This window comes from Streptomyces armeniacus (genome assembly GCF_003355155.1).
In the GTDB taxonomy this organism is placed as follows: Bacteria; Actinomycetota; Actinomycetes; order Streptomycetales; family Streptomycetaceae; genus Streptomyces; species Streptomyces armeniacus.
The window spans coordinates 4,935,756-4,962,150 of the sequence record NZ_CP031320.1 but is presented as its reverse complement, the minus strand read 5'-3'; the positions used below and the strand labels follow the sequence as shown (position 1 = coordinate 4,962,150).

25 protein-coding genes are annotated in these 26,395 nt (G+C 71.0%); 16 read left to right on the top strand and 9 right to left on the bottom strand.

Annotated elements, in window-relative coordinates:
* Positions 1-32: 32 nt before the first annotated feature.
* From DVA86_RS21660 to DVA86_RS21650, 3 genes are all read right to left on the bottom strand, one after another.
* Positions 33-1,304, bottom strand: a complete 1,272-nt coding sequence (locus DVA86_RS21660; RefSeq protein WP_245996898.1) for an MFS transporter — start codon at positions 1,302-1,304, stop codon at positions 33-35.
* 98 nt (positions 1,305-1,402) lie between these two features.
* Positions 1,403-2,230, bottom strand: a complete 828-nt coding sequence (locus DVA86_RS21655; protein WP_208880659.1) for a Rossmann-like domain-containing protein — start codon at positions 2,228-2,230, stop codon at positions 1,403-1,405.
* Positions 2,231-2,275: 45 nt separating this feature from the next.
* Entirely contained in the window at positions 2,276-3,292 is a 1,017-nt protein-coding gene (locus tag DVA86_RS21650; protein WP_208880657.1) for a pyridoxal-phosphate dependent enzyme, read from the bottom strand.
* Between the two features lie 259 nt (positions 3,293-3,551).
* Here DVA86_RS21650 and DVA86_RS21645 point away from each other — a divergent pair, with 259 nt between their 5' ends.
* The 4 genes from DVA86_RS21645 (at position 3,552) to DVA86_RS21630 (ending at position 8,041) form a co-directional block, all read left to right on the top strand.
* Positions 3,552-4,523: a GHMP family kinase ATP-binding protein gene (locus DVA86_RS21645; RefSeq protein WP_208884981.1), complete on the top strand. Its 972-nt coding sequence runs from the start codon at positions 3,552-3,554 to the stop codon at positions 4,521-4,523.
* A gap of 127 nt (positions 4,524-4,650) precedes the next feature.
* Positions 4,651-5,538 (top strand): peptidoglycan-binding domain-containing protein, encoded by an 888-nt coding sequence (locus DVA86_RS21640; protein ID WP_245996893.1) that lies wholly within the window; start codon positions 4,651-4,653, stop codon positions 5,536-5,538.
* A 225-nt stretch (positions 5,539-5,763) separates the two neighbouring features.
* Positions 5,764-7,266, top strand: a complete 1,503-nt coding sequence (locus tag DVA86_RS21635) for an FG-GAP repeat protein (RefSeq protein WP_208880653.1) — start codon at positions 5,764-5,766, stop codon at positions 7,264-7,266.
* Between the two features lie 97 nt (positions 7,267-7,363).
* Complete coding sequence (locus DVA86_RS21630; protein ID WP_208880652.1) at positions 7,364-8,041, top strand: class I SAM-dependent methyltransferase; 678 nt, start codon at positions 7,364-7,366, stop codon at positions 8,039-8,041.
* A gap of 92 nt (positions 8,042-8,133) precedes the next feature.
* On the opposite strand, the gene DVA86_RS35965 is transcribed toward DVA86_RS21630, so the two are convergent.
* The gene (locus DVA86_RS35965; protein WP_281279310.1) at positions 8,134-8,811 is read right to left on the bottom strand and encodes a C40 family peptidase; all 678 of its coding nucleotides are present in this window, start codon (positions 8,809-8,811) and stop codon (positions 8,134-8,136) included.
* 229 nt (positions 8,812-9,040) lie between these two features.
* Between DVA86_RS35965 and DVA86_RS21620 the strand changes: the two genes are divergently transcribed.
* The 7 genes from DVA86_RS21620 to DVA86_RS21590 all read left to right on the top strand — a co-directional run bounded on the left by DVA86_RS21620 (position 9,041) and on the right by DVA86_RS21590 (position 14,039).
* Entirely contained in the window at positions 9,041-9,757 is a 717-nt protein-coding gene (locus DVA86_RS21620) for a FadR/GntR family transcriptional regulator (RefSeq protein WP_208880651.1), read from the top strand.
* Positions 9,758-10,094: 337 nt separating this feature from the next.
* On the top strand, positions 10,095-10,253 hold the full coding sequence (locus tag DVA86_RS21615; protein WP_208880649.1) for a hypothetical protein: 159 nt from the start codon (positions 10,095-10,097) through the stop codon (positions 10,251-10,253).
* A 402-nt stretch (positions 10,254-10,655) separates the two neighbouring features.
* Positions 10,656-11,162: a hypothetical protein gene (locus DVA86_RS21610; protein ID WP_222623347.1), complete on the top strand. Its 507-nt coding sequence runs from the start codon at positions 10,656-10,658 to the stop codon at positions 11,160-11,162.
* Positions 11,163-11,233: 71 nt separating this feature from the next.
* Positions 11,234-12,220, top strand: a complete 987-nt coding sequence (locus DVA86_RS21605; protein ID WP_222623346.1) for an alpha/beta fold hydrolase — start codon at positions 11,234-11,236, stop codon at positions 12,218-12,220.
* Positions 12,217-12,774: a DUF5819 family protein gene (locus DVA86_RS21600; protein ID WP_208880645.1), complete on the top strand. Its 558-nt coding sequence runs from the start codon at positions 12,217-12,219 to the stop codon at positions 12,772-12,774. Before DVA86_RS21605 ends, DVA86_RS21600 begins: the two co-directional genes overlap by 4 nt.
* Before the next feature lie 46 nt (positions 12,775-12,820).
* Positions 12,821-13,414, top strand: coding sequence for a hypothetical protein (locus DVA86_RS21595; RefSeq protein ID WP_208880643.1), 594 nt, complete (start codon positions 12,821-12,823; stop codon positions 13,412-13,414).
* Positions 13,415-13,484: 70 nt separating this feature from the next.
* Positions 13,485-14,039, top strand: a complete 555-nt coding sequence (locus DVA86_RS21590) for a DUF1648 domain-containing protein (protein ID WP_208880642.1) — start codon at positions 13,485-13,487, stop codon at positions 14,037-14,039.
* 10 nt (positions 14,040-14,049) lie between these two features.
* Here the strand turns inward: DVA86_RS21590 and DVA86_RS21585 are convergent, their stop codons facing one another.
* Positions 14,050-14,520 (bottom strand): hypothetical protein, encoded by a 471-nt coding sequence (locus tag DVA86_RS21585; RefSeq protein WP_208880641.1) that lies wholly within the window; start codon positions 14,518-14,520, stop codon positions 14,050-14,052.
* Positions 14,521-14,770: 250 nt separating this feature from the next.
* Entirely contained in the window at positions 14,771-15,739 is a 969-nt protein-coding gene (locus tag DVA86_RS21580) for an ArsR/SmtB family transcription factor (protein ID WP_245996892.1), read from the bottom strand.
* 276 nt (positions 15,740-16,015) lie between these two features.
* Between DVA86_RS21580 and DVA86_RS21575 the strand changes: the two genes are divergently transcribed.
* The gene (locus DVA86_RS21575; protein WP_208880637.1) at positions 16,016-17,287 is read left to right on the top strand and encodes a glycoside hydrolase domain-containing protein; all 1,272 of its coding nucleotides are present in this window, start codon (positions 16,016-16,018) and stop codon (positions 17,285-17,287) included.
* 83 nt (positions 17,288-17,370) lie between these two features.
* Here the strand turns inward: DVA86_RS21575 and DVA86_RS21570 are convergent, their stop codons facing one another.
* Positions 17,371-18,273 carry a glycosyltransferase gene (locus DVA86_RS21570; protein WP_208880635.1) on the bottom strand — a complete coding sequence of 301 codons (903 nt, stop codon included), beginning with the start codon at positions 18,271-18,273 and terminating at the stop codon, positions 17,371-17,373.
* 252 nt (positions 18,274-18,525) lie between these two features.
* On the opposite strand from DVA86_RS21570, the gene DVA86_RS21565 reads away from it, so the two are divergent.
* Positions 18,526-19,713 carry a PucR family transcriptional regulator gene (locus DVA86_RS21565; protein ID WP_208880633.1) on the top strand — a complete coding sequence of 396 codons (1,188 nt, stop codon included), beginning with the start codon at positions 18,526-18,528 and terminating at the stop codon, positions 19,711-19,713.
* A 90-nt stretch (positions 19,714-19,803) separates the two neighbouring features.
* On the opposite strand, the gene DVA86_RS21560 is transcribed toward DVA86_RS21565, so the two are convergent.
* Complete coding sequence (locus tag DVA86_RS21560) at positions 19,804-21,984, bottom strand: alpha-galactosidase (protein WP_208880631.1); 2,181 nt, start codon at positions 21,982-21,984, stop codon at positions 19,804-19,806.
* Positions 21,985-22,195: 211 nt separating this feature from the next.
* Between DVA86_RS21560 and DVA86_RS21555 the strand changes: the two genes are divergently transcribed.
* Positions 22,196-23,323 (top strand): ROK family transcriptional regulator, encoded by a 1,128-nt coding sequence (locus DVA86_RS21555; protein ID WP_208880629.1) that lies wholly within the window; start codon positions 22,196-22,198, stop codon positions 23,321-23,323.
* Here the strand turns inward: DVA86_RS21555 and DVA86_RS21550 are convergent.
* The gene (locus DVA86_RS21550) at positions 23,299-24,141 is read right to left on the bottom strand and encodes a hypothetical protein (protein ID WP_208880628.1); all 843 of its coding nucleotides are present in this window, start codon (positions 24,139-24,141) and stop codon (positions 23,299-23,301) included. The two genes, DVA86_RS21555 and DVA86_RS21550, sit on opposite strands and share 25 nt — an antisense overlap.
* 244 nt (positions 24,142-24,385) lie before the next feature.
* On the opposite strand from DVA86_RS21550, the gene DVA86_RS21545 reads away from it, so the two are divergent.
* Together DVA86_RS21545 and DVA86_RS21540 are read left to right on the top strand one after the other, a co-directional pair.
* Entirely contained in the window at positions 24,386-25,225 is an 840-nt protein-coding gene (locus tag DVA86_RS21545) for an MmyB family transcriptional regulator (RefSeq protein ID WP_208880627.1), read from the top strand.
* Between the two features lie 93 nt (positions 25,226-25,318).
* Positions 25,319-26,389, top strand: a complete 1,071-nt coding sequence (locus DVA86_RS21540) for a beta-ketoacyl-[acyl-carrier-protein] synthase family protein (RefSeq protein ID WP_245996889.1) — start codon at positions 25,319-25,321, stop codon at positions 26,387-26,389.
* Positions 26,390-26,395: the final 6 nt, after the last annotated feature.

Genomic DNA, 26,395 nt, shown 5'->3' with positions numbered 1-26,395 from the left:
TACGGGAGTCCCCGCTGCGCGCGCCGTCGCCGTCATGCCTCCGCCCCCGCGCCCGTACGGCCCGCCGCGCCCGCGTCCGTACCCGCGCCCGTACGGACCACCAGGACGGCCGCCCCGAGCGCCGCCGCGACGAGAGCGCCGAACACCAGGGCCATGCCCGGGTATCCGGCGAGGCCGAGTCCGGCGCCGCCGAGGGCCGCGCCCACGAAGACCCCGAGGCTCATGCCCGCGGCGTTGATGCTCAGGGCGGCGCCGCGCTGCGTCCCGCAGCGCCGGACGAGCAGGCTCACCACGCAGGCGGCCACCACCGCGTGGCTGGCCGCGTGCAGCGAGATCATCGCGAGGGCGAGCGGCAGCCAGTGCGTGAAGTAGAAACCGGTGACGGACACGAGGGCCGCGGCCAGCCCGAGGAGGAGCATGCGTTCGGTGCCGATACGGGGCTCGGCGGCGTTCGTGACGCGGCCCGTGAGGAGGTTGCTCACGAAGAACGACGCGCCGCTGAGCGTCCACACGAACGCGAACAGGCCCGGGTCGAGGTCGAAGCGGTCGTCGCAGAACGCGGCCAGATACGCGAGGTAGCCCATGAACACGGCCGTCCGCAGCAGCGCGATGAGCAGCAGCGGCACGACGCCGGGGAGCTTCCCCAGGGCACGGAACGACGCGAGGTAGCTCAGCCGTTGCCCGCCTTCGTCCGCTGCGTCCTCCGCGCCCCGCGCCGTGTCCCTGCCGCGCGCGACGAACACGGCGGCCAGGCACAGCGCTGCCGCTGTCACCGCGACCAAGTCACCCTGCCAGCCCCAGAACAGCGCGGGCAGCGCGACGACGGGCGCGGCGAGCATGGCCGTCATCGACTGCGTCGCCGTGACGAGCGTCGCCGCCCGTCCGGCGGCCTTCCCCGACCCGTACCGGTCGGCCGCCGCCGCGGTGAGCGCGGGGTTCAGCACGGCCGTGCCCGCGCCGACGAGCAGGCAGAACGCCGCCAGCAGTACGAAGTCGCCGCTCGCGCCCAGCGCCGACGAGCCGCCGAGGACCACGAGGCCGCCCGCCGCCGCCCACTCCTTGCGCACCCGGTCGATGAACGGTGCCAGCGCCGTGCCGACCAGCAGCGCCGCCAGCCCGCCCAGTCCCCGGAGGCCGCCCATGGCGGCGACGCCGCTGCCTGCCTCGTCGGCGATCGGCACCAGGTAGGTGCTGAAGACGGTGAACGGCAGCAGGCCGACGGCCGAGGCCAGCAGGACGGGCCAGAGCGTACGGGCCATCCGCAGGTCGCCGGGCAGCGGCTCCTCCGCCTCCTCCCGTGCCACCCGGTCCTCCGTTCCCGTTCCCGTGCCGGTTCCCGTGCCCGTGCCGGTTCCCGTGCCCGTGCCGGTTCCCCTTCCGGTTCCGGTTCCCGTTCCGGTGCTCACGCGGCCCCCTGTTCCGCGCGGTACTGGTACAGGACCGTCGGTTCGGCGCTGAACTGCGAGAAGGGGAAAGGCTCGGCGTTCAGCGCGGTGACCCCGGAGGCCAGGAACGTACGGGCGACCGCGCTCCCCGTCTGCGCGTACACGAGCAGCGGCACTCCCTGGTCGCGGCAGTGCCCGAGGATGAGGTCGAACGTGCCGTTCCCCAGGGTCATTCCGGTGGCCACGACGGCGTCGGCCTCCTTGAGCACCTCCGTCATGTCGTCGGTGATCTGCTCGCCCCACTGTGTGGTGCGCAGGTTGAGGTCGCAGGGCAGGCAGACGCCGCCCCGCTCCCGTACGGCCGCGACCAGCGGGTTGACCACGCCGACGAGGGCGACCTTCGCGCCCGGCTCGATGTCGAGCAGGTCGACGATCGCGGCGTCGCGTGCCCGCGCCCGTGTCTCGGGCGTCCCGGCGGGCAGCGTGACGGGAGCCGCGTCCGGGGCGTCGCGGTGCGGGCGTACGTGGTCGAGGTACGCGTCGAGCGCGGCGACCCGTACGGGCGCGGACTCGTGCCGGAGGAGCGTGCCGAGGGTGTGCCCGGAGGCGTTCTCGCAGATGTCGGGCACGAGTTCGCCTGCCTCGAAGGAGCAGGCGCCGAAGGAGCGGCCGACGCGGAGCAGCAGGTAGTGGTTGTGGTAGGTGGCGGGGCCGCCCGCGAGCCGGGTGGTGTGGTACAGCCAGAACGCGCTGGTGACGGCCAGCTCCTCGGGGTCCGGGCCGTAGGCTCCGGAGAGGACGGCGCCGGTCAGTTCGCCGACGGTCTGCGGCTGGGGAGGGGGCATTCTCGTGTTCTCTCCGTCTGTTTTCCGAAGGGGTGGCCTGTCGGCCTATTCCGAAGGCCCCGGATTTCCCGGGGTGTTGAGACCGCGCCAGTACGTGGTCGACCAGGGGTGCCGCAACTCGTGCAGCGAGCTGATCTCGTGCGGTTTGAGGGTGTCGATGTCGGGTGCGTCGGCGTGTTTCGCGAAGGCGTTTTCGACATAGCGGTGGCCGGTGTCGGCCGCGATGAAGACGTACGTACGTGAGGCGTCCCGGCGCCGCTCCCAGAGCGTCGTGAGGTAGGCGGCGCCGGTGGAGAGCCCGGCGAATATCCCGCCGGCGCGCAGCAGTCCGACGGCGCCGGACAGGGCGCAGTCGAAGTTCACCCAGTGGATGCGGTCGTACGACTCGTGCCGTACGTTCTCGAACTCGATGGCGCTGCCGATCCCCGCGATGATCATGTCCGGATCGGACACGTGCTCCGAGCCGAAGGTGACGCTGCCGAAGGGCTGTACGCCGGTGAGCGTCACGTCCCGGCCCGCCGCGCGCAGGTAGTCGGCCAGCGCGCCGGTCGAGGCACCCGAGCCGACCCCGCCGACGAGCGCCAGCGGGCCGGCGGGCAGCTCCCGGTCGAGGGTGTCGGCGACGTCGCGGTATCCGTAGCGGTGAATGGCGTCGTGGTACTGGCGCATCCAGTGGTACGACGGGTTCTCCGCGAGGATTTCGGCGATGCGCCGGACGCGCGTTTCCTGGTCGAGGCGCAGGTTCTTGGACGGCGCGACCTGTTCCAGCGTGGCGCCGAGGATTTCCAGCTGCACGCGGAGCGTGCGGTCCACTGTCGTGGAGCCGACGATGTGGCATTTCATTCCGTAGCGGTGGCAGGCGAGCGCGAGCGCCTGCGCGTAGATTCCGCTGGAACTGTCGATGAGCGTGTCGCCACGCCGCACGGCGCCCGTGTCGAGCAGGTGCCGGACCGCGCCCAGTGCCGAATAGATCTTCATCGTCTCGAACCGCAGGCAGACCAGGTCCGGTTGGAGGGCGATGAGATCGGGTCGCTTCACGGCTTCCGCGATGTGCGTGTGCATCTGTGCCCCTGTCTCCCTGTCCCTGTCCCCGTCAGGCGGTCCGTTCGCGGCACACGGCGGTGCGTTCCGGCCCGTTCACCCCGGGCCGGAACGCGGCGTGCGCTTGCCTCGGCAGCGTAGCCTAGATAAAAATGATTATCACTTCTAGTAGGCGACCGAGTCGAGGAGTCACGTGAAGCCGTCCCGGGAGGCCGCGCCCCTACGGGCGCCGGAGCGTCGTACGGAACCACCGCGGACAGGAGCCGGCACCGGCTCGGGCGTGGGCTCGGCCTTCGGGACCTTCGGCGAACTGCTCCAGGGCGAACTGCCCGAGCACGACGGCGACTTCCTGGTCACCCTCCCCGTCGCCCGCTGGACGATGGCCGCCTTCCGCTGGGACCCCGGGGCGGGCGACCTCGCGGTACGGCCCGCGCAGAAGACGAAGGCGCTCCGCCTCGCGCGCATGATCCTCGAGGAGGAACGGCTGCCCGCGGGCGGACTCGTCACCGTCAGCAGCGTCATCCCGGAGGGCAAGGGGCTGGCCAGTTCGTCGGCCGACCTGGTCGCCACCGCGCGCGCGGTGGGCCACGCACTGGGCACCCCGATGCCGGCCGCCCGCATCGAACGGCTCCTGGCCCGTATCGAGCCCACCGACGGCGTGCTCTATCCCGCGATCGTGGCGTTCCACCACCGTACGGTGCGGCTTCGCGCCGTCCTGGGGGCGCTGCCGGCGATGGGCGTCGTGGGCATCGACGAGGGCGGCGCCGTCGACACCGTCGCGTTCAACCGCGTCCCCAAGCCGTACACGGCGGCCGACCGCCACGAGTACGCGCGGCTGCTCGGCCGCCTCACCGACGCCGTACGCCGGCGCGACCTCGCGGAGGTGGGCCGCGTCGCTACCCGCAGCGCGCTGAAGAACCAGCGGCTGCGGCACAAGCCGTCCCTGGAACGCATGCGGGAGGTCTGCCGGGAGGTCGGCGGACTGGGCGTGGCCGTCGGACACAGCGGTACGACCCTGGGCGTGCTCCTCGACACCAGGGACCCCGCGTACACGCACCGCGTCACGGCTGCCGCCCAGGCGTGCGCGGAACTGGCGGGCGGCGGCGGGCCGTACGGCGGCGTGGCGGTCTACCGGACGCTCAGCTTCCGCAACACCCTGCGACCGGGCGGCCCCGCCCGGCCGCAGGGTGTTGCGGAAGCTGAGCGTCCGGTAGTTAGAGCTTTTTCTGATCATGGCCCGACGCACCAATGAGTCTACACCCCAGCCCTCGGCGGCAGCGTCAGAGGGGTATAAGAGACAGGCCTTGAACACCAGCGCACCCCCACAGACACACACCCCCACCGCCAGACCGAGGCGGCCCCGGTTCACGCTCACGCGTGTGCTGCTCGCCCTGACCGCCGCACTGGCCTCCGTCGCGGTCTCCCTCGGAGTCGCCCAGACGGCGTCCGCGGCCGAGTGGCCGACCCTGAGCAACGGCAGCACCGGAGCCAACATCACCAGCGCCCAGTACCTGCTGCGCGCCCACGGCCACGACATAGCCGTCGACGGCGACTTCGGCCCCGCGACCGAGAACACCGTACGGGCCTTCCAGGAGTCCAAGGGGTACGGAGCGGACGGGGTGATCGGTTCGGAGACGTGGCCGGGCCTGCTGATCACCGTGCGGGAGGGTGACAGCGGCGACGCGGTGTCGGCGGCGCAGACAGCGTTGAACAAGCACGGTGCCGGTCTTGAGGTGGACGGCCAGTTCGGTCCGGGTACGGCGGACGCGGTGCGGTCGTTCCAGAGCGCTCAGGGCCTGACCGCGGACGGGGTCGTCGGCCCGAACACCTGGAAGGAGCTCATCGCCGAGGGCGGCGGAGACGACGGCGGCGGCTGCACGGTCCCGTCCGAGCCCGACCCCGAGGTGCTCCGCGTCGTCTACCGTGTCGCCACCGAACTCGGCGCCGACGACCGGGTGCTGCTGGCCGGATTCGAGGCCGGAGTGGTCGAGTCCAACATGAACAACCTGGACTGCGGCGACCGCGATTCGCTCGGCGTCTTCCAGCAGCGGCCCTCGCAGGGCTGGGGCACACCGGAGCAGATCATGGACGTGTCCTTCGCCTCGAACTCCTTCTTCACCCGGGCGATCGACGCAGCGGCCGCCAACCCGGGCGCCACCGCCGGCGAGGTGGCCCAACTCGTACAGGTCTCGGCATACCCGGACCGCTACGACGAGGTGGAGGGGACCGCGCTGGAGCTGATCGAGCAGGCCAAGGGCATGGGCTGAACCAGCGGCTTCAGGACCGGCCGAACTCCCCCTGAAACCCGGGCCGGGCGCACCCCGTCGGTGCGCCCGGCCCGGCCTCGTTCGCCGGAGTCGGACGGCACCCGGCAGACGGTCGGTTCTTCCTCTGCTTCGGAATCCGGACGATCTCGGGGAGGAGTACAACCCGTCGCGGTCTTTCGCCGTCTGTGTCACCGTACTCGTTTCCGTATTCGAAGGATGCCGTGCATGAGCCACGTAAGAGACTCCGTCAGCCCCGGCGGACGCCGGTCCCGCAAAGCACGAGCCGGCCGCCTCTCGGCAGCCGGCGCCGCCATGCTGCTGACGACCGGCGGCCTGACGGTCGCGATGCTCACCTCCCAGCAGGGGAACGCCGCGTCGGAGGGGACACCGCCGGCCGCGAAGAAGGCCGACGTCGGTGACGACTTCAACGGGGACGGCTACGCGGACCTCGTGAGCGGCGCCCCCGGAGGAACCGTCGGCGGCAAGTCCAACGCCGGCTACGTGGCGGTGACGTACGGCTCGGACAAGGGACTCGACCCCTCGAACAAGAAGGTGGTGAGCCGCTCGACGAAGGGTGTGCCCGGATCGGCCGTCGGCAAGCAGAGGTTCGGCGCGTCCTTCAGCAAGGGCGACCTGGACGGCGACGGTTACGGAGACCTGGCCATCGGCTCCGCGGACCCCTCGGCGGGCAGCGTGATCCTGTGGGGCTCGGCCGACGGACTCACCGGCGGCACGGCCGTCCCCTCGTACGGCACGACACCCCAGATAGGCGACTTCGACGGGGACGAGCAGGCCGACATCGCCCTGCTGGGCGACCCGGGAACGAGCGGGGACGATCCGGTCAAGCAGCCCGCCGCCCTGTGGAAGGGGCCCGTCACACGGTCCGGCACCCCCGCCGACAAGCTCGACTTCCTGGACGAGTCCGAGTGGGACGGCGCCAACAACAGCGCCACCTCGGTCAGCGGCCCCTCCACCGTACGAGGTGTGGGGGACGTCAACGGCGACGGCCGGCAGGACCTCGCCTTCTGGCACTACGAGGGGGACGGCATGCACAGCAGCGACGCCCTGCTCGGCAGCCCCTCCGGCTTCAAGGTGTCCGCGGGCCCGGACAGCGACGGCGCGGACATGGACCTGGGCGACGTGGACGGGGACGGCTACGACGACATGGTGGTGAGCGGCGGAAGCGACCTGTTCGACGAGGTGACGGTCGCCTTCGGCACCAAGGACGGTCTCTCCGCCGACCGCCGGCAGACGTTCGACCAGAGCATCGAGGGCTTCCCCGGTGAACCGCCCGCGGACGGCGAGATGCTCGGCTCCTGCGTCTCGGTCGCCGACGTGACCGGCGACGGCCGCGCCGAAGTGGCCCTCGGCATCAGCTGGAAGGCTGTCGGGGACAAGACCGACGCGGGCGCGGTCGCTCTGCTGCACGGCGCGGAGTCCGGCGTGACCGGCACCGGCAGCCAGGTGCTGAACCAGGACTCTCCGGACGTGCCCGGAGTCGCCGAGGACAACGACGAGTTCGGTGCGGGATGCGCCCTCCTCGACGTGGACGGAGACGGCCACCGCGACCTCAACGTCTCCTCCACGGAGGAGAACGACTCGTCCGGCGCCGTGTGGTCGCTCCGCGGCACCGCCGAGGGGCTCACGACGGAGAACGCGACCTCCTTCGGACCGGGCGACCTGGGCGCCTCGGGGACGAAGGCGCAGCTCGGGGATTCGATCCGCTGAACCGCTCGCGCCGGGCGGGCCACCGCCCGGCGCGACGCGCGGCGGCGGCCGGCCGCACTCGGCCTGCCTGTCAGTTGTCTGATCTAAGGTCGCCCGTGTGGCTGAGCCCTCCTTTCTGACCGCTGTCCGGGAGTCGTACGACACCGTCGCCGCCGACTACGTCGAACGCGTCCCGCCTCCAGCCGAGTTGGACCCGCTGTCACGCGCGATGCTGGCGGCGTTCGCCGAACTCGTGCGGGCGACCGGTCCGGGGCCGGTCGCGGACCTGGGATGCGGCCCCGGCCGCGTGACGGCGCACCTCGCCGGGCTGGGAGTGCCCGCCTTCGGGGTCGATCTGTCACCGAAGATGATCGGGCTGGCCCGCCACGCCTATCCGGACCTGAGGTTCACCGAGGGCTCAATGGCCGCGCTGGAGACGGGGGACGACCAGCTCGGCGGCATCCTGGCCTGGTACTCCACCCACCACACGCCCCCGCGGTGGCTGCCGGCGGTGTTCGCTGAATTCCACCGCGCGCTCACGCCCGGCGGCTACCTGCTCTGGGGAGACTACGTCGGCGATGAGCGGCTGCAGCCGACCCACGGCTACGGCCGTCCGGTGTCCTACGAGTCGTACCTCCTGCCTCTGGACCACGTGTCCGGCCTTCTGGGCCAGGCCGGGCTCGCCGTCACCGCGCGGCTGGAGCAGGAGCCGGGCGGGCGGGTGAACAGACCGCACGCCTGCCTCCTTGCCCGCAAGCCCGAAGGGCCGCGGCGATCAGCTTCACGCGCTTCCTGAAGGCGCGTTGCCCGAGAACGTTCCCGCGCGGCGCGCCGCGCACAGGGCATCCGGCGCAGGAACGTTCTCAGATGGGAATGGCGAACGCTCCGTCAGAAGACGCGGTGGTAGGTGGGGCTGTCCCAGACGTCCGCCAGCACCACCTTGCCCTGGCTGCGGGAGGCGTGCCAGACCTTGCCGTCCCCGGCGTAGATGCCGACGTGGCCGGGCCAGTGCATGAGGTCACCGGCCTGACGTTCGGAGGCGGGCACCGTCCGGACGGCCTCCGCCTGGCGGGAGGAGGTGCGGGGCAGGGTGATCCCGATCTGCTGGTAGGCGCGCAGGGTCAGCCCAGAGCAGTCGAAGGTGTCGGGGCCCTCGGCGCCCCACACGTACTCCTTGCCCGCTTGGGCCGCGGCGAAGGCGATCACCTGCTTGGCCTTGGCGGCGTCGTCGCCATCCGAGGTGGCCAGTGCGGCCCAGGTCAGGGGGCCGACCACGCCGTCGGCCGCGAGGCCGGAACGGGACTGGAAATCCCGCACTGCCTTGTCGGTGGCCGGGCCGAACTTGCCGTCGGTCGCGAGGTCGGCGCCATGACTGTTGAGGAGGCACTGCGCTTCGCGCACCGAGTCGCCTGTCGAGCCGCTCCGGATCTTGAGCCGGTCCGACTCCGCGCAGGCAGCGGACGAGGTGTTCGCGGATGCTACTGAGGTGCCGAGGGTGGTCAGGCCGCCGCCCAGCGAGAGGGCGCCGCAGACGACCAGAGCGGCAGCTCTGCGTGTGATCTTCACAGGGGTCCCCAATGCTCGGGAGTGAACCTCCGGCCGTCCCGCCGGAGTTGGCATGGGCGGCGAGTCTGCCGACGCATCGAGAGGTCCACCAGAGTTTGTGATCTAGATCACACAAGGTGGCGCGGGGGGCGTGACCAGGAACGTTCATCGTTCGTTCCGCCGCGAGAAGTTCGGTGAACTTTTGGTCCAACCAGTTGACCAGTGCCGCCGCTTGGTGAAATCTGAGCGCATGTGGCAACCACCAATCCGCCGTGAGGGAGTCTCCGAGCAGGTCTACGTCCTGCTGCGCGACAGGATCCTGAGCGGTGAACTGAGCGCGGGCGCTGCCCTGACAGCCGAGCGAGACCTTGCCGAGGAGTACGGCGTGAACCGGCACGCCATACGGGAGGCGGTCAAGCGGCTTCAGCAGGCACGGCTCGTCGCGGTCAGCCACGGCGGCCGGACCCTGGTGCAGGACTGGCGGGAAACCGCCGGGCTCGACCTGGTCGTGGAACTCGCACAGTCCGGCGAGGGAGTCGCGGCGCCCGAACTCGCCTTTGACGCCCTGGAGATGAGGGCCTGCATCGGCGCCGACGCCGCCCGGCTCTGCGCCGGCCGCTGCTCCTCGCAGACCGCCGAAGAGGTGGTCGCCGCCGCCGAACGCTACGAGCAGGCGGGCCCGGACCTGGCCGCGCTGGGCGCCGCCGACGTCGCCTGGTGGCGACTGATCGTCCAGGGCTCCGGCAACCTCGCTTACCTGCTCGCGTTCAACAGCCTGGTGCACGGCTCCCTGACGGCCGCCGACATGCCGATGGATCTCCGTGCCGCCGAACTCCTCGACGTCGAGGCCCACACACGTCTCGCGGGGTTCATCGCGGACCGCGAGCCCGAACGGGCCGAACGTCAGGCGCGCGATCTCCTCGGACGCAGCGTGCCGTCCCGCACCGGAGAGGCAACGCGCCGGTGAGCGCCGCCGTCACCTGTGCGATACCCGTCTTCGTCCCGCTCGTGCCGGCGGAGACGACCCCCTGTCGCTTCCCGTCCCATGACGACCGCGGTCACGTGTTACGTGCCTCGGTGACCGGCGCGCCCACGGCAGCCGGCAGCCAGTCGGTGCGGCTGCCGTAGAAGACCGTCGCGGCCTGCGGGCCCGCTGCGCCGCCTCCCCTTGGAAGTCGTCCCCGCCTTCGGCCGGGCCGGGCTCCGCTGTCCTTCGCGGATGCCCTCGCCTGTTGCCTCTGTCTCCGGACCCGTCACCGGGTCCGGATGTCAAATGATCCGAATCATGTAAAGAGGAGAAAACAGTGCTGCTTGAAAAGGTGAACAGCGACCAGGAAGTATCCGGATACCTGGAGGCGGCCGGCCCTGTTTCGGGCACCACTCCGGTGATGGACCTCACGTCTGTGGCGTACGCGATAATGGAGCAGTACGCCTGCATGGGCAGCTGCCTGGCCGCGGAATGACGCGCAAGTCCTCAGACGCCAGAGCAAAGGTAGTCAACGAACTCCATGTGGTCTCGAATTCGCAGATCCATTGAGTCGGCATGCGCCCAGCCGCTCGGCACGGCCGAGCGGCTGGGCGCGGCAACTCATCTGATCTCCAGCCTCGAATACGTGGTACGCAGCGCCGACAGGGCCCCCGGGGGCCTCAACGACTGGCAGTGCATGCGTGATCAGGCGCCGAGGAAGAGCAGGGCCCTCTCCAGGGTCAGGGACTGGGTGGCGAGGGAGCGTGTCACCCAATCCGTTCACGGATCACGTGCGCTGGCCGCGGCCGTGCTCGTCTCGCCGGTTCGCAACAACACGGTACGGCTGGTTTGCAACGCGTACTTGTCCGCTACCCAAATCCTCATCTATCCACGGCACGTGCTGGGTACGGACGGCTCCGACCAGGTGGCGTTTCTCGTCCAGACCGCGGCGGCACTGGGCCGTGCCGGCGGCACCGACGCGTCCCGCAAGGCCGCCGTCCAGTTCATCGGTGCGCAGACCGTGCTCTGCTACGGCGCCTCGGGATGGGCGAAGCTGGCGGGCCCCGTCTGGTTGAACGGCGACGCCCTGGTGAAGATCCTCCGCACCGAGACGTACGGCGACAAGTGGCTCTTCGAGCAGCTGTCGAAGTACCCGGCCGCGTCCCGGGCCCTGTGCCACCTGGTCCTCGCGCTGGAGGCCGGTTTCCCGCTGCTCCTTCTGAAGAGGGGCAAGTACATCGACCTCGGACTGGTGGTCATGGCGGGCTTCCACTTGGCGAACGCCCGGTTCATGGGCCTGTCCAGGTTCGCGTGGGCGTTCATCGCCACGTACCCGGCGGTGAGAGCGCTGGCCGAGGGCCGTGAGGCGGAGGCGCTGCCGCCCGTGAAGCGGGGTGCCGCGTGAGGAACGGCTCGTTTCCGCGGCTCGCCGCCGTGGCCATGGGAGCGGCGGTCGGCGTGGGAGTGACCCACCAGATGTACGCGTCTCTCCGCTCGCTCGCCTTCACGCCCGCCGGCTTCGAGGAACACCGGCTCGTCTGCGGTACGGGCAACATCCTCACCTGCTACAAGCGCGTCGGACTGCCGGACGGGCCCACGCTGGTGCTTGACGCCGGCCTGATGAGCACGTCGGTGTCCTGGCTGCTGGTCGTCGACCGGCTGGACCCCGCGATCACCGTGGTCGTGTACGACCGTGCCGGCTACCGGAAGTCGCAACGCCGTGCCTACGAGCCGTACTGCCTCGCCGAGTCGGTCGACGATCTCCGCGAGGTGGTGACTCACGCGCGAGCCGGCGCCGGTCCGGTCTTCCTGGCCGGGCATTCGCTCGGCGGCTACTTCAGCTATCAGGTGGCCGGTACCAGCAGCCGGTCCGGCGGCAGCGAGGCTCCCGCGCCCGCTGTCGACGGGATCATTCTTGTCGACCCCATGCACCCCCGGGAACTGATGAAGTCCCCGCGCCAGCGCGAGGGTTCCCGGAGCACGCACATGACGATGAAGCTCGGCTCCGTCACGGCATATCTCGGGGGAAGTCTCCTGTCGGAGGAGGCGGACCTCGTCTTCAAACTCTGCGTCGGCAATCCGTACGAGAAGCAGTTGCGCAGGGAGATGGCCGCCGGCAGGACATGGCGGGCCGGCAAGCGCGAGTGGGAACAGTCCTACGCGTTGATGCTGGACGGTGGCCGGTCCTTGAACAGGGTGCCGGTCCCGGTCTCCGTGATCGCGGCGGGCGAGACGCTCAGGCCCGAAGTGGGCCAGCGCCCGCTGCTGGACGAATACGTCACGCTCGGCACCGGGGGCGGCGTCACGGAGATCGAGGGTGCGTCGCACCAGTCGATGCTGTGGTCGGGGGAGTACGCACCGCGCACCGCCGAGGCGTTGGAGCGGATTATGAACGACAGTGTCAAGCAGCCCGGCGGCACCGGCCCGGACCGTGCCGGGACGGCGAAGTCGGAGACGAGATGACTGGCAAGGAAACCGTCCGGAAGGCGATAGCCGGGGCGGTCCCGGTGGTGTTGGCGGGCTGGTTCGTGGCGACCGTGGTGTCCCAGCATCCGGGTGGCGGCCACAACAGAATCCGTCGCCTCGACAAGACCGGCTCCGGCATGCTGATTCCCAACTGGCGCTTCTTCGCTCCGAACCCTGCCGTGGAGGACCGGCATTTTCTCTACCGTCTGGCCAGCGAGGACATGACCAGACACACGGAGTGGCGAGAGGTCCAGCCGATCGCTCAGCGCAGGCTGGCACATGCCTTCTGGTTCCCGGACCGCCGATCGGAAAAGGCCATCGTCGACGCGGCCGGCGTACTGCTGTCGGATGCGAAGCAGATGGACCCGGCGACCCGCGATTCCCGGCGGCCGGTACACCGGCTCATCTCCAGGTTCGTGCAAGCGAAGATCACACCCGATCCGGAGTACCCGCTGTTCCAGATCATGCTGGTCCGCTACGCGGGTTACGACCACGGCGAGCAGCCGAAGTACGACCTGGTCTTCGAGTACCAGCGGGTGGGGTCGGTCTGAGGTGGCCGGGCTCCACTCATGAACGGGGTATCCGGGGCAAGGAACAATGCACGGCATGGACGACGCGTTCACACTCCTTCGGCAGGCCACCGATCTCCTACCCGAGGACGCCGTGGCGGAGAACGGCCAGACGGTCTGGGATGTTCGCGAGGAGATCAGGTTCCAAGAGTGGGAGATGGTGCTCGGCCTTCTCGAAGAGATCGGGGACGCCCACCCCGTGTCCGTGGACTTCTGGGAGCTGCTCGCCGAAGCCGCTCGGCAGCTGATGCTCGACCGCAGCCACCGCTGGTGTCAGTGGCGGGGCTGGGAACTCCGGCACGGCACTCTCCGGGCAACGTTGAGTTTGGCGGATCCGAAAGAGGGCGGACGCCGAACGGTCTTTTCCGGGGACGGCCGTCTCAGGCCCATGTGGGACATCGGCAATCGCACCGCCGACGGGAAACCGGCACTCGGCATCGCGAGGCTGTGGGTGGAGTTCGCGCCGGGCCTCGGGCCCGGAGAAACCGCGGACGTTCGCCTGGCCCCCCTGAGCCCCGAACAGTGGCGGCACCTGAAGCCCGGTCACGTGATCCTTATGTACGAAGCCCAACCTGTCGCGGGCATCGCCGAGATCCTCGAGGTCCTGCCGCCTCGCATGTGAGTCCGGCTGTCCGAACGCCTCGACCGTTGGGTAGCCTGTGGCCCGTTTGTCGGCAGACGGGGGAGAGGACATGAAGGCCGAGGTGCGGAGGTCCGTGCCGCGCTTTCCGTGGGAGTGGCTGATACCCAGCATCGTGTTGCTGGCGGGCATGGCCGTGTGGGGCGCGGTGGTCTATCCGGAGCTGCCGGACGAGGTGCCCCGGCACATCGGGACCGGCGGTGTCGACGCGTGGACCCCGAAGTCGTTCGGCGCCGCGTTCATGATCGTGTTCGTCTACGCCGGGCTGACGGTGGTGGACGCGGCATGCGCGGCCGCGATCGTACGCACCGTGCCGGAGAACGAGCTGCCCTCGGGCGGCGAGCGCTGGGCCGCCGCCCTGCCGCGAGCCGGGAACCGCCCGTACAGTGCCGCCTCCGCGCTGCGGCTGGCCCGCGCCCTGCTGGTGATGAACGCGCTGCTGGGCGTGCTGTTCCTGACCTTCTGCGCTGTGTTGTGGCGCACGGAGCGGACCGCGAGCGTGCCCGGCTGGACGATGGCGGTGGATCTCGTACTCGTGGTGGTCGCGGTGGCGCCTGTGTTCGCCGCCGCCCTCCGCGACCGGAGGGAGCGTCGGGCGGCGGCCTGACAGGAGGTGGTCACCACCACGAAGTGCACTTCGTCTGCCCGGCGTTCTTGAGGTAGCCGCAGGCGCGGAACTTGTAAGTGCTCAGACTGCTTGTCGTTTTCGCGGCGCTGGTCTTCGAGGTGCCGGGGCCGCGGTTGACGGCGAACGGTCCGCACTGGAGCCATCTGGAGCCGCCGTTCGTCGTCCAGTCCATCCACACCAGGTCCCCGTTGACGGTGGTACCGCTGATCTTGGCCCAGCCCCGGTTGAGTCCGCGGATGTTGCCGTGATGAAGGGTGACGGAGCGGCCGGCACCCATGTCCACTGACCGGACGACACTCCCGGACGCGTCGTCGGAGATGTCGACGAACTCGTTGGCGCCGCCCTCGCAGTCGGCGGCCGAGGCGTGCGCGGGGGCAGCCGGTCCGGCGATCGACAGACCGGCACCGAGTGAGAGCGCGGCAGCGCTTGCAGCCAGGCCGCGGCGTACACGGATTTCCATGGATGTTCCCCTCCCTGGTCGATCCGAACGGGACGGCTCGGATCGTGAGTTCGCGGACAGGGTCGGCGGGACTTGCTCTGCTGCCGCACCGGCCCGTTCGGCACATCCACATGGTTGGTGTTCCGCACGCCGCTGGCCACGCGCTTAGACGGTGCTCGAACAGGGCTGGCAGCGCGCCGGGACGGTGCCGGCCGCAGCGGGGCGTGCGCAGCAGAACTCAGCCGCGTGCCGCGCGCGGCCGCAGCCGGTCTCAGGAGGAGAGCCGTACCTGCTCGCCGCCTGCGAGCCGGGTTCCGAGCGGTGTCGGGATGTGGTGGGCGTTGGGGCCGGTGCGATGGGTGGCGATGAGCCCGGCGTCGCGCAGCACGGTGGTGTGGTGGGAGACGGTGGCCGGCGAGATGCCGGTGCGGCGGGCGAGGCCGCTGGTTGTGACTCCGTGCCCGGCGACGACGGCCCGCAACAGCGCGGCGCGGGTGGGGCCGAGGAGGGCGCCCAGGGCGCCGTGCCCGGTCTTGGAGTCCGGCGGTGCGTGTGCCGGGCTCCAGAAGGTCTCGTGGGAGACGGGGTAGATCACGACGGGCGGCAGGCCGGGGTTCAGGTTGACTGCCGCTTCGCGACCGCAGAACAGCGACGGCACCAGACGCAGTCCGCGACCCCGCAAGTGGATGTCGATGTCCCGGGCGGGGCAGGCAAGTTCGAGTACGGGGGCCTTCCAGCTGATCGTGGCGTGCAGCCGGGAGAGCATCCCGTCCAGCCCTTCGGCCAGCAGCGTACGGGCGGCCGACAGCCGGGCCTCTTCGGTGCGGCTGTGCAGGTGCCGGCCTACGGGGACGATCGCGGTCTCGTGCCAGGCCCGCACCGCTTGGGCGACCGCCTCCAAGGTCCGTGGGGAGCCCTCGGTGAGCGGGCCGGCCCACGTCGGCAACCGGGCGTTGGTGAACTCGGTGAAGGTCGCCAGATCGGCCCGCAGGAGCGATTTCGGTGTGCGCAGCATCGCGTCGAGGCCCGTGTCAAGATCCGGCTGGCCGAGCGGTGTGAGGAAATCCGGGATCGCCCCCTTGGGATGCACCAGCGATCGCAGTACGTGGACCGAGCGCGGGATCCGCTGACGCGCCCAGCGCTGCCACGGCCCGTACATCGCGCCCGGTCTTCGTTGCTGCAGAGTTCGCAGGCTGATCACCGTCTCGGTAAGGAGAGCGGGACCTTCCGCGAAGGACACACGGAGAAGGTCGTCGTGGGTGAAGTGAATCCGGACCGCCACCTGTTCCCCCTCCACAGCGCGGCAAGCAAGGACCAGCCGACCAGAGTGGAGGCGCGGCCACAAGCGGATCGCAAGCCATGCGCCGAGGCTCCGGCGCCGCGCGGCGGCCTGGGCTTGTATCCGTTTTGTATGGGCGTCCCCTGGAATTCTGCCGACCACCGACCACTGATCGGCCGACCACCGACCACCAAGGGGAACACCATGCAGAGACGCTCCCGGCGGCTTCGTACCGCCATGAGTGCGGTCGTCGCGACTGCCGCTGCCGTGGGGGCCGCGGCATCCGCCGGCGCCGTGCCGGAGGGGACGGCGGACGGCGGTGCGGGGCCGGGGGACACGCGGCAGGTGAGCCACCGCGGGTACGACGTCACGGTGCCGGCGTCGTGGCGGGTGGTCGATCTGGCTGAACGTCCCTCGGCGTGCATCCTCTTCGACACTCCGACCGTGTACGTCGGCCCCGCCGGGAGCCAGCAGGACTGCCCGGCGCACGCGGTCGGGGGCGCGCCCAGCGTGTGGATCCGGGCGCTGGACGGCACCGAGCCGCCGGCCGGGGCACGGGTGCTCGGCAAGGGAGCCGCCGCCTCCGTGGCGCCCGACGAGGACGGCGAGAGCCATGTGGTCGTACGCGGGGCCGGGGTGCTGGTGTCGTCCTTCGGCGGCGACAAGGCGGCCGACGTACTGGAGTCGGCGAAGCTCACCGCCGACGCCCGGCCCGCTGACGGTAGGTCAGAAGCAGGCGGTACGGCGGCAGATACGGCAGGCGATACGGCAGGCGACGTGGACGCGTCGGCGGCCGTCGAGGCTCCGGGCACCTTCCGGGGGCGCGGCTTCGACGCGTGTACGGCACCGGGCGGCAAGGCGATGAGCGCCTGGCGCAAGACGACGAACTTCCGCTCCGTAGGCATCTACATCGGCGGCATCAGCCGCGCCTGCGCGCAGCCGAAGCTCACGGCCGACTGGGTACGGCACCGTGTGGCGGGCGGCTGGCATCCGCTGCCGATCTACGTCGGGCCGCAGGCGCCCTGCGAGGCCGACCGGTTCGCGCACACCATGTCCAGCGACGCGTCGACCGCGCGCGGTCAGGGCCGCCGGGCGGCCGGTGCGGCGGTCAACAAGGCGAAGTCCCTGGCCATCGGCCCGCGTTCGGTCCTCTACTACGACATCGAGGGCTACAACAACGACAACAGCACCTGCCGCCGCGCCGTCCTCAGCTTCCTGAGCGGCTGGACCAACCAGCTGCACCGGGCCGGCTACCGCTCGGGCGTCTACTCCAGCATCAGCTCCGGCATCTCCGATCTCTCCGACACCTACCGCTCGGACAAGTTCGCGCGGCCGAACCACATCTGGGCAGCCTGGTGGAACGGCGAGCGGAACACCGCCTTCAGGCCGTACGTGCCGGACGGCCAGTGGGACAACCGGCAGCGGGTGCACCAGTACCGGGGCGGACACAGCGAGACCCACGGCGGCCACACCATCAACATCGACAGCAACTACATGAGCGTCCACTGACACCGCAGCCGGCAGGCGGGCGTGGGTGCGGCGCAGCCACGCCCGCGCCCGCACCCGCCCGCGGCCGGACCGCGCCGAGAACGTCAGCCGGACCGCACGGTGACCCGGAGGAGCGGTGGCCCGGGCTCGCCGTGTCCCTCGGCCAGCCACCGTTCGAGCAGCTCGACGGCCTGGCTGACGCCCCCGGCGCCGCGGCACGTCCGGCTCATCCGGACGGCGTTCTCGCGCACGCGCCGGTTGCGCACCAGCCTGTCAACGGCGGTGCACAGCGTGCGCGCGGTCAACGCGTCGGGCTGCACGGTCACACCGAGACCGAGCTTGGTCACGTGCCGTGCGAGGAAACGGTGTTCGGGCGTCCGGGGCACGATGACCACGGGAGCGCCGTAGTACAGCGCCTCCATGACGCTTCCCAGCTCGCCGTGGCAGACGAGCACTCTCGCGTAGGGCAGCGCCTGCCGGTGCGGCAGCCGGTCGTAGGCCGCACGGAACTCGTCCGCTCCCGGGCCGCCGGGCTCAGGCTCGTGCCCGAAACTGTGGACGATGTGCCATTCGGCGTCCTGGAACGCCATGCCGATGGAACGGAGAGAATCAGGGGAGTTGCCGGTTTCTATTTCAATCGCTTCACCGATGGGGCGGAACGCCGCCTTCGCGCCGAAGTGCGGGAACAGCTGCACGGTGGGACGGGACCAGCGGTGCGCCAGCAGACGTGCGAGTGCGAAAAATCCGACGTCGTAGAAGAGCACGTCGGGCAGGTCGCCGTCCAATTCCCGCTCGATGAGCGGGAGCGGGTATTCGGTCGTTCCGGTGACGGGCTCGTCGATGTCGTGGGCGATGGTGCGGATACCGGGTTCCTGTACGAGGCCGGCATGGCGCTCGTGCAGGATCAGGGTGACTCGGTGCCCGCGGGTGACCATGGCTTTGCCGACGTCCAACGCGGGCTCCACGGTGCTGTTGTGAGCCGCGGGCAGCAGGACGAAATGACGCATCCATGCCCTCGTTCCGTCAATTGGGATTCTTTTGATGGAGACCGGGCGCAAGTGTCCCCGGCGGCCCGGGTGAAACAACCTCGACGGCCGCCGGTCCTGCGGTCGCGATTACCCGGAACGCGCCGAGTAAGTCTGCTGACGCGGTGAGCGCAATGACCGCGCGCTGGCTGTACAGATCATGAGTAGTGTGGCGCGGGCGCACAACGACTCGCGTGCTGTATTGCAAAATCCTACGACCTGGAGGGCAGTTGGTTGGAGGGAGTTCCAATTCCCGGCCTGGTGGCCGAGATCGCGGAGGAATTCATCAGTGATCGGGGTGACCTGGACCGTACGGCCGCCCAACTGATCGATGTCATCCTCCGCGTGGAGCCGAGCTATCAGCAGATACCCGTGGAGTCGCTCCGCAGCGGCAACCGCCGGATTCTTCTGACGGCTCTCGAGCAGCTGAGCACCGGTCGGCAGCCCCAGCCGCACGACCTGCGGACACTGGAAAAGCTGTGCCAGGTGCGCGCCAGGCAGGGCATCAAGCTTGCCTCGATCCTCACCGCGTACCAGGTCGCCGGCCACGAGTTCTGGACGGTGTTCGCGCAGCGGCTGGCCAAGGGGGGAGTGGGCGCCGAGGATCTGCTCACCACCAGCGAGTGGCTGTGGCGCTGGCTCGACACGGTGGCCCTGGCGGTCGCCAAGGCCTATCGGGAAGTCGATGTCCATGCGGCGCGGGAGGACGAACGGCGCGTCGGCGAGGCGCTGCGGGCCCTGCTGTCCGACCCGCTCACGGACCCTCGCGCGGAGATGCCCGCCGAGTACGTGGCCGAGCTCGGCCTGGACCCCGGCCGTCCGTACGCCGTGTTCAGGGGCCGCCCGCTGGACGGAGTGCCCGTGGGCGTACTGCGTGAGGCCGTCGCCGGCGGCATGATTCCCGACGGCGTCGCCGCGATGATCGACCACGAACTGGTGGGCGTGGCCGATCCGGACTCCCTGTCAGCGTCGCTTCCCGTGGAGCTGGCGGTCTTCGGGGCCGGGCCGGCCGTCCCCGCGGGGCACCTGCGCCAGTCGGACGTGTCGGCGTCCCGGGCCCTGGCAGCGGCCCTCCGGCTGGGCCGTACCGGGATCAACCGCATGGCCGACCTGCGCCTGGCGGCCGTGGCCGCCGGTGACACGGAGGTCACCCAGCTGCTCACCCGCCGCATCCTGCACCCGCTGCGCGCGAAGCGCCGCTACGGGCAGGAGATCTGGCAGTCCGTGGTGACCCTCCTGGAGCACGGGCTGCGTATCGAGGAGGCGGCGCTCAAGCTGCACGTCCACCCCAACACCCTCCGGCACCGGCTCGCCTCGTTCACCGACCTGACCGGTCTCGACGTACGCAACCCCGCTGACTGCGCGGAGATCTGGTGGCTGGCGGTTCTCGGTGCCACAGCGCAGGACCCGGCGGCGCCGTGACGCCGTGGAACGGTGCCGACCATGGGGACACCGATTCCTTTTCCTTCCGTAGAAGCGGCACCCGTAGAAGCGAGACCCGTGGAAGCGGCGTCACGACACCGCTTCGACGCGGACGAGCAGCAGTTGCTCCGGATTGAGAGCCGGGGCCCGTACGCCCGCGTGCGCGAGGGCGCTGCCGGTGAGCACCACCCCGCCGTCGGTCCACGGAGTGGGTACCTTCTGCCGGAACGCGCGGGCGTCGCTGGGAGGCTGGACGCGTACGCGGTACCGCGTGCCGGGGTCGAGGCCGGGCAGCCGCACCATGTCCGGTACGGACGTCAGCGGGGCGTCGAGCTGCACCAGGGCGAACAGAGCGTCCCGCCGGTCCGCCGAGACCACGCCGTGGACGGCGAGCGCTGGGTCGTACGGCTCGGCGCGCACCACCTCGCCGGTGTGCAGCAGGCCGCGGACCTCCTTGTACAGCTCGACCCAGTGGGCGAGTTCGGCCAGCTCCCGGGGAGTGGCCGAGGTGAGATCCCACTCGATGCCGAACGAGGCGAACAGCGCGGTGCCCGCCCGGAACGCGAGGTCGTGGGTGCGGCCCGTGGTGTGCGAGCAGGGCGCGCCCACGTGCGACCCGATCAGCTCCGGCGGCAGCAGCTGGGTGGTCCAGCGCTGGATCTGCTGCCGTTCCAGGGGCTCGATGCAGTCGCTGCCCCACACCCGGTCGGTGCGCTCGAGGATGCCGAGGTCGACGCGTAGGCCGCCGGAGGAGCAGGACTCGATCTCGACCCGCGGGTGCAGGGCGCGGAGTTCGTCGAGCAGCCGGTAGACCGCGTGGGTCTGGGCGTGCACACCGGGGGTGCCCTGCGGGCCGTGGCCCGCGTCGAGGAGGTCACGGTTGTGGTCCCACTTGAGGTACGCGATGTCGTACTCGCCGAGGAGGGCGTCCAGCCGTTCCAGGATGTACGCGTACGCCTCCGGCCGGGCCAGGTCCAGCACCTGCTGGTGGCGGGAGGCAAGAGGCTGCCGTCCGCCGGTCGCCAGCAGCCAGTCCGGGTGGGCGCGGGCGAGGTCGGAGTCCGGATTGACCATCTCGGGTTCCACCCAGAGCCCGAAGTCCATGCCCAGGCCGTGCACTGCCGTGATCAACGGGGCGAGCCCGTCGGGCCAGACGTGTTCGTCGACGTACCAGTCGCCGAGACCCGCGGTGTCGTCCCTGCGGTGGCGGAACCAGCCGTCGTCGAGGACGAACCGTTCCGCACCGGCTTCCGCGCCCAGCCGGGCCAGTTCGGTGAGGCGTTCCAGGCTCTGGTCGAAGTAGACGGCCTCCCAGGTGTTGAGCACCACGGGGCGCGGCCCGGAGCGCGGACGCTCCGCCCGCAGGTGCCGGTGGAAGCGCCCGGCGACGGCGTCGAGCCCGGTGCCGTACGTGGCGTACACCCAGGGGCTCTGGTAGCGCTCGCCGGGGGAGAGCCGCACCTCGCCGGGGAGCAGGAGTTCGCCGCCTCCGAGCACGGCGGCGCCGGTCGAGTTCCGCTCGGCGTACGTCTGGTGGTTGCCGCTCCAGGCGACGTGGACGGCCCAGACCTCGCCCGAGCGGAAGCCGAAGCCGGGGGTGCCCGCGGCAAGGATGAGCGGGGCCTCCGGTCCGGTGCGGCCGCGGCGGTTCTCGCGTGTGTGCATGCCGACTGCGAACGGGGTGCGCTGCGGGGCGCGTTCGCGTCCCCAGCGGCCCGCGAGGTCGAGGAGTTCGGTGGCGACGGGCGGCACGGGCAGTGTCAGCGCCAGCGCGTCGAGCGCGAACGGCCGCTCTCCTGCCGCGGTGTTGGTGACCTCCGCGCGCTGCCGCAGCAGCCCGGAGGGGAGCAACTCCAGCTCGATGCGCAGTCCCAGCCCGGCCGCCTCGTCAGTCCCGGTGGCCTCGATACGGCCGCCCTCCGTACGGCCGCCGCCCTCCGTGCGGTCGGCGGCGTCGAGGGAGGTCAGGGTGAACAACGGTGACCAGCCGGTGCCGTCGCGGTGTCCGGTGAGGCCGGGGCGGCCGTTCCAGCCGGCGGCGTGCTCGAGGGCGAGAGAGGGGGAGACGGCCCTGTCCAGGTCGTTGCTGACAGGGCTGGGCGTGGCGGCGTGCCGCAGCTGCGCCAGCTGCGGGCCGTCGAGCGGGCCCAGATCGGCGCCCCAGTACAGGACGGACGGCAGTCCGCCGTCGGCCGCGCACAGGACCACGCTCACTCCCGCAGCGCGCAGTTGGAGCGGGAGAGCGGTGTGCGCGTCGGTGCTCTGGGGCATTCCGGACTCCAGGTGGTGGTGCGGCTTGTGCAGGCGCGGGGAGGTGGCGGATCCGAGGCTGAGTTTTGCGAAGATAGTCTCGATGCGTCAAGGTCGCCGATCCCAGAGCGTATCTTCCGGGAGGGCGTGCGCTCTGAGGCTCAGTGTGTTTTGCTGCGAGACTCTCACGTGCGAGTTCGCCCCAACTGACCGCTGAACCGGAGGTTTCCCCTTGGCCTGGACGCCCCTGGCCGGCGCAGCCCGCAGCGTTGCCCTCGAGGTGCTGCTCGACGGGCCGCTGCCCCGCAGCGAGATCGCGCGCAGGCTGCAGCTGTCACCGGGCAGTCTGACCCGGCTGACCAAACCACTGCTCGAGTCGGGACTGCTCGTCGAGATGTCCGGCGAGCACGACCCGGTCACGGGCCGCCCCACCAGGCCGCTCGATCTGCGGCAGGGGACCCACCACTTCCTCGGCGTCAAGCTCACCGCGGACGCCGCGTACGGCGTGGTCACCTCGATGCGCGCCGAGGTGCTGGCCGAGGACCGCAGGCCGCTGCCGGACACCGAACCGGCCACCGTCATCGTGGCCGTCGCCGAACTGGCCGCCGCACTGCAGCAGGACGTCCCGGCGGCCACCGCGGCGGGCGTCAGTCTGGGCGGCCAGGTCCGGGACCACACCGTCGTGAGCAGCGCGCGCTACCTCGGCTGGAACGACGTGGACCTGGGCACCCCCCTGGCCGAGGCGCTGGGCTGCAGGGTCGTCGTCGACAACGACCTGCTCTCCCTCACGCGCGCCGAGCAGTGGTTCGGCGCCGCCAGGACGTGCGACCACTTCGCGCTGCTGACGATCGGCGAGGGCATCGGATACGGCCTGGTGACGCACGGCCGCGTGCAGACAGGACCCGATGCCGAAGTGGGGCTCCTCGGGCACCATCCCCTCAACCCGCTCGGGCCGCTCTGCCCGGAGGGGCACCAGGGGTGCGCCGAGGCCATGCTCACCATCGCCGCGATCCGGCACCGTACGAGCCTCGGCCTGGGACGGGACGTCAGCTACGACGCCTGCCTGGAGCTCGCGGAGCAGGGGAATCCGGTCGCCCGCCGGGTGGTCACGGAGGCAGCGGCCGCACTGGGCCGGCTGGCGGCGGCCGTCGGGAACATCACCATGGCCGAGAAGATCATCCTCAGCGGGGACGGCATCCGGCTGGCGCAGGTCGCCCGTACGGCACTCGACGACGCGATCCGCCAGGACCGCAACCCGTACGCACGCCCCCTCGACATCACCGTCCAGCGCACCGGCTTCACCGAGTGGGCACGCGGCGCCGCCGCCACCGCGATTCAGAGCTTCGTGCTCGACGCGTGAGATTCGCGGGCCGGTTCCCTGCACACGCGGGGTTCCGCGGCAGAACCGCCGGTTCCGGAGGGTGCCTCGGGCCCGGGTCTGACGGTCACCACCACCCCGTCGACGGTGCCGGTGGCGGCGACGGCCGCCGCGAGGGCGGGCACGTGATCCCCGCACTCACCGGGGCCGGGCTCCGTGATCCCCGCGCACACCGGCCGTCCGGCGATACGCCGTAGGGACCGCGCGGTCGCCTGGAGATTGTGCAGATCGGCGGCGGCGACATCGAAATGGACCCAGGCGGTGCTGTAGGCGGCCGCGCCGGCCGCGCCAGGACCCTTGCCGGCGGTGAAGACCGTGGAGATCCCGGCGTCCCGTGCGTGGGTGAGCCAGCATCCGGCGGCCGCGGAGGTGGCGTTCAGGCCAAGCAGGTGCACCCCGCGAATACCGGCGGTGCGCGCTGACTGTGCGAACCGCCCGGCGCCGTACAGGTTGACCTCGTGCCAGCCGGCGGTCAGCACCAGCGGTGCGGCGGCCGCGGCACGGCGCGCGAGCCGCAGCAGGTCCTCCAGCGGGTTGTGCGGGGCTGCGAGCTGCACGATGTCCGCGACCTTCGCGAGGTCGGCGACCTGCCGCTCCCCGGCGGACACGTCCGTCGCACTGTCCAGCACGAGGCGACCGATGACGGAGGTCAGCGCGGACCGGCGGTCCTCGGCGTCTGTACGGCCGAACGGCCAGTCCCAGGCCACGGTCGACGAGACGCGCGGCCGGCTGCCGGTGGACTCGGTGGATTCGGCGGTCTCTGCGGTCTCGGCGGTCTCGGGCGAGTTCAGGGGCATCACACGGGGCCTCCTTCTCCGTGGCGGGACGGATACGAGCAGCCGCGCGCCCCGGGAGGCGGGCGCCGGTGAAGCCCCCGCCCCCTCACCGGCGCCCCCGCGGACTCGTACACGCGCCACGTGGAGCGCGGTGGGCTTGTGCTGTCCGCCCGCAGCCATCTTGACCCGACGAGCAGGGGCTTTTCCAGAGGCGTACTTTTATGTGAAAAAGAAGCCATATAAAACCCCGCGGAAGGGAGGTCACGGCGTGCAACGCGAAGATCTGCGGAACCTTCTCACCGACAGCCGCGCACGCATCGACCCGGCCGATTACGGACTCACCCGCCCCAGCGATCCCCGCGGTCGGCATGCCAAAGGGCTGACCCAGTTCCAGATGGACTGGCTGATCAAATGCCGTCCCGGCACCTACGGCCGCTTCGAGTGCGGCCGGCTGAAGTCGCCGAGCAACGCGTTCCTGCAACGCGTCGCCGAAATCCTGAAGTTCACCGCGCACGAGTGGCTGAGCCTGTGGGTCTACGCCACCGGATCCCGGCCGCCGTACCCACTGGACCCGACGGCCGGCGACGATGTCCCGGCGGTGTGGAAGCAGATCGTCCACGAGCTCGATTCCATGGCGTACGTCAACGGCGCGGGCTGGGAACTCCTCGCGCACAACGAAGCGTTCACCGCCATGTTCCCCTCCGGGGCGCCGCCGCGGAACACGTTGCGGTGGATGCTCCTGGACGACGAGGCCCGCGACGAGGTCCTCATCGACTGGGAGCGACGCTGGGCACCACTGGTGATCTCGCAGCTGCGCGCCGCACACGCCGCGAACCCGGACCACCCCACCCTGGCCCAGCTGGTGACCGAAGTACGGCAGGACCCGAGGGCCGGCCCCGTCTACCGCGGCGACCCCATGGCGTACGCCCACCCGGACGGCGACGCCCGGCCGCTCCACCACGCCCGGCTGGGCCCCGGCACGGTACGCATCGGCGCGGCCGAGCCGCTGCGGTCACCCGGCGCCCGCCTCATGATCATCCAGTTCACTCCCGACGCCCCCACGGCAGGGCCGGCGGCCGGATCCCGCCCCCGCGGCAGATCCGCTTGACACGATGAGCACGTCAGTCCGCCGCCCGCTCCGGAAGGCTCGCCGTTGACCGCCTGCGTCGCCCGGCCCACGCTCGCTCTCCCCCCGTACGAAGTGACCACGCCGGAGATCATCGACGACATCTCCGCACGCCACGGCGCCCACGCCAAGCTCAGGACGATCCAGCGGGTACTCGGTCGTATCGGCGTGGACACCCGCCGTATGACGCGGCCCCTGACCGACCGGACGGTCTCCGGGGACGCCCGCATCACCGACCGCAACGCGACCGCGTACCAGGACGCCCTCGGCCAGGCGGTACGTGCCGCGAACGGCGCGCTCAGCGACAGCGGCCTGACCCCACACTCCGTCGACGCCCTGGTCACCAGCCACACCACCTCCTGGACATGCCCCGGCCTGGACGTCGACCTGATCAACGAGATCGGTCTGCGCCCCACGGTGACGCGCATCCCCCTGAGCACCCTGGGCTGCGCCGGCGGCGCCCACGCCCTGGTCACAGCCGCCGACCATGTCGCGGCGCACCCCGGCCACACCGTGCTGGTCGTGGTCGCCGAGACCCTCAGCACCGTCTACAACCACCGCGACACCAGCGTCGAATCCATGATCTACAAGGCGCTGTTCGGGGACAGCGCCGCCGCCACCCTCGTCTCCGGCCGCCCGTACGGCCCCGGCTTCACCATCGAGGCCACCTGGGAGTACGTGCTGCCCCACAGCACCGACCGGTACAAGGGCCGGCTGGACGGCGACGGTCTGCACTTCGACTCCGACAGCAAGGCCGTCGGCGCGGTCGCGGAGATCATGCCGGAACTGCGCCGATGGCTCACCGAGACCGGCCACGGCACGCACCCGCCGCAGTGGGCGGCCGTACACGCCGGCGGGCCCCGCATCCTCACGGCGGCCGCCGAAGGGCTCGGCCTCGCCGACACCGATCTCCGGCACTCCTGGAACAGCCTCCGCGAGTACGGCAACCTCGGCGGCGCCTCCGTCCTGGACGTCCTCGCACGCACCCACACCCAGCCGCCCGCCGACGGGGCGAAGGGGGTGCTCCTCGCCTTCGGACCGGGATTCGTCGGCGCCGCAGCGGCCGGTGAGTTCCGCACGGGGCAGGCCGGACCCGGCCGCGACATAGGCGGGCGGACGGCCGGAACAGACACGCTCGGCCCGTAGCCGCCT

Bases quoted from the DNA above. Each gene is read 5' to 3' on its own strand.
- DVA86_RS21635 (WP_208880653.1), top strand. From the start codon at position 5,764: ATGAGCCACGTAAGAGACTCCGTCAGCCCCGGCGGACGCCGGTCCCGC.
- DVA86_RS21595 (WP_208880643.1), top strand. From the start codon at position 12,821: ATGCACGGCATGGACGACGCGTTCACACTCCTTCGGCAGGCCACCGAT.
- DVA86_RS21590 (WP_208880642.1), top strand. From the start codon at position 13,485: ATGAAGGCCGAGGTGCGGAGGTCCGTGCCGCGCTTTCCGTGGGAGTGG.
- DVA86_RS21575 (WP_208880637.1), top strand. From the start codon at position 16,016: ATGAGTGCGGTCGTCGCGACTGCCGCTGCCGTGGGGGCCGCGGCATCC.
- DVA86_RS21655 (WP_208880659.1), bottom strand. From the start codon at position 2,230: ATGCCCCCTCCCCAGCCGCAGACCGTCGGCGAACTGACCGGCGCCGTC.
- DVA86_RS21605 (WP_222623346.1), top strand. From the start codon at position 11,234: ATGTACGCGTCTCTCCGCTCGCTCGCCTTCACGCCCGCCGGCTTCGAG.
- DVA86_RS21620 (WP_208880651.1), top strand. From the start codon at position 9,041: ATGTGGCAACCACCAATCCGCCGTGAGGGAGTCTCCGAGCAGGTCTAC.
- DVA86_RS21585 (WP_208880641.1), bottom strand. From the start codon at position 14,520: ATGGAAATCCGTGTACGCCGCGGCCTGGCTGCAAGCGCTGCCGCGCTC.
- DVA86_RS21600 (WP_208880645.1), top strand. From the start codon at position 12,217: ATGACTGGCAAGGAAACCGTCCGGAAGGCGATAGCCGGGGCGGTCCCG.
- DVA86_RS21570 (WP_208880635.1), bottom strand. From the start codon at position 18,273: ATGCGTCATTTCGTCCTGCTGCCCGCGGCTCACAACAGCACCGTGGAG.
- DVA86_RS21560 (WP_208880631.1), bottom strand. From the start codon at position 21,984: ATGCCCCAGAGCACCGACGCGCACACCGCTCTCCCGCTCCAACTGCGC.
- DVA86_RS21650 (WP_208880657.1), bottom strand. From the start codon at position 3,292: ATGCACACGCACATCGCGGAAGCCGTGAAGCGACCCGATCTCATCGCC.